General features: G+C 41.4%; 2 protein-coding genes. One reads left to right on the top strand and one right to left on the bottom strand.

The window, feature by feature from the left end; translation table 11 throughout:
- Nucleotides 1–402: 402 nt before the first annotated feature.
- Nucleotides 403–1,080 (top strand): hypothetical protein, encoded by a 678-nt coding sequence (locus tag FE392_RS19800; RefSeq protein WP_319931850.1) that lies wholly within the window; start codon nucleotides 403–405, stop codon nucleotides 1,078–1,080.
- A 54-nt stretch (nucleotides 1,081–1,134) separates the two neighbouring features.
- On the opposite strand, the gene FE392_RS19795 is transcribed toward FE392_RS19800, so the two are convergent.
- Nucleotides 1,135–1,320, bottom strand: a complete 186-nt coding sequence (locus FE392_RS19795; RefSeq protein WP_319931849.1) for a hypothetical protein — start codon at nucleotides 1,318–1,320, stop codon at nucleotides 1,135–1,137.
- Nucleotides 1,321–1,359: the final 39 nt, after the last annotated feature.

The following is a 1,359-nucleotide window of genomic DNA, read 5'->3' as shown; positions in this document are numbered from 1 at the left end:
GGAACATGTCATCGCTAATACAGACAGACGGCGATAACCCGACGCAGGGGTTGTCGACAAAATAGAAGATTGATAACAAGGGGTTAAGTCGTTTTGTCCAGCCCCTTGCGCTCAACTAATATATTGAAATGCAATGGATTTATTGCTTTTGTCCAGCCCGTAAATCAACCATAGAGATTTCCTCAACAGTTGAAAATAAAAATGCCACCAGCTCGTGTGCGTTGGGTACGCGGTAGGTACGAGGTGATGACATGGGTTATTGCTTTAACCACTCAAGGGAATGGGTAAAGAAATATTGTGTTTAGTTTCAGTGGGTAACTAATAGTTAAGTATTATTCGCTTGTTTTGTGGTGGAGATGGAGGTAGAGGTTGTTGTAAATATGTTCGTTTTTGGAGGTCGTTATGGCTAACAATATCTCTTTACCAGATTATTTCGAATATTTATCCACAGGCCGTTTCTTTCGTGACGGCGGATATCATAACAATCCATCCGGTGCCTTTATTCAAGAATATCAAAAACCTGATGGATACACTTCGCTATGTATTAATGTAGAAAGATCTCAACTAGTAAACCCCTATTCACCACTAGAGGATGCATCAGCGGTTCACTCTAGATTGGTTAGATTAGGTTTTATTTCTACACAAAAAGGGGGCCTTACAAACTATAGAAAATATGGGAAACGTGTATTGTGGCCCCGCCACCAATGCAATATAACTATCAACGCATACAGACATGTACTAGTCCAAAAACTAGCAACGTCTCCAATTAATAGCTGCCGTGCATTCGAAGCTCTGGTTTCTAATGAGGCCATTAAAAAACAATTAAATGATTTTTCTCAAAATGGAGCAAATCCAGCCCAACAACCTTTCGTTAGTCAACAACAACAACAGGAACAGATGCGCAGGGAAATACGGGAATATGGGTGGCAAAATGGGTTTCGGCCTACTACACCACTACGTCCGTTTTTTTCGCCTTCACGTTCCCCCACTCCACCATCTACTCCATGGACTGATGCCTCAGGAAACGAGTGGACTACTTACAATGATTATCCACCAAGGACGCCAAGCCCAAAACGATAATAATTCTTCACCACCCCAGAATCATTTGCTCTGGGGTGGTGGTATCTATTCCAGCTAGCCTAATTTTGCCCTAACCAGACAATCTTTAGCTTCCAATAACTTTCGCAGTCCTGCTGATTTTTCTGGGCCATCAGGTAGTGACTCATCCATTAATTTAGCCAAATCACCGATAGGCTGACTTACTTCTTGTAAATGTGGTGGTAGGTGAGCGTATTCAAAATATTTCATAATTGGTGACATGGTTACCTCAGTTAATTTTACATTCAGTCTTCACATAAT

This window comes from Xenorhabdus santafensis (assembly GCF_033949405.1).
GTDB lineage: Bacteria > Pseudomonadota > Gammaproteobacteria > Enterobacterales > Enterobacteriaceae > Xenorhabdus > Xenorhabdus santafensis.
Note: the sequence above shows the minus strand (reverse complement) of the source record. Positions and strands in the feature narration are given on the sequence as shown.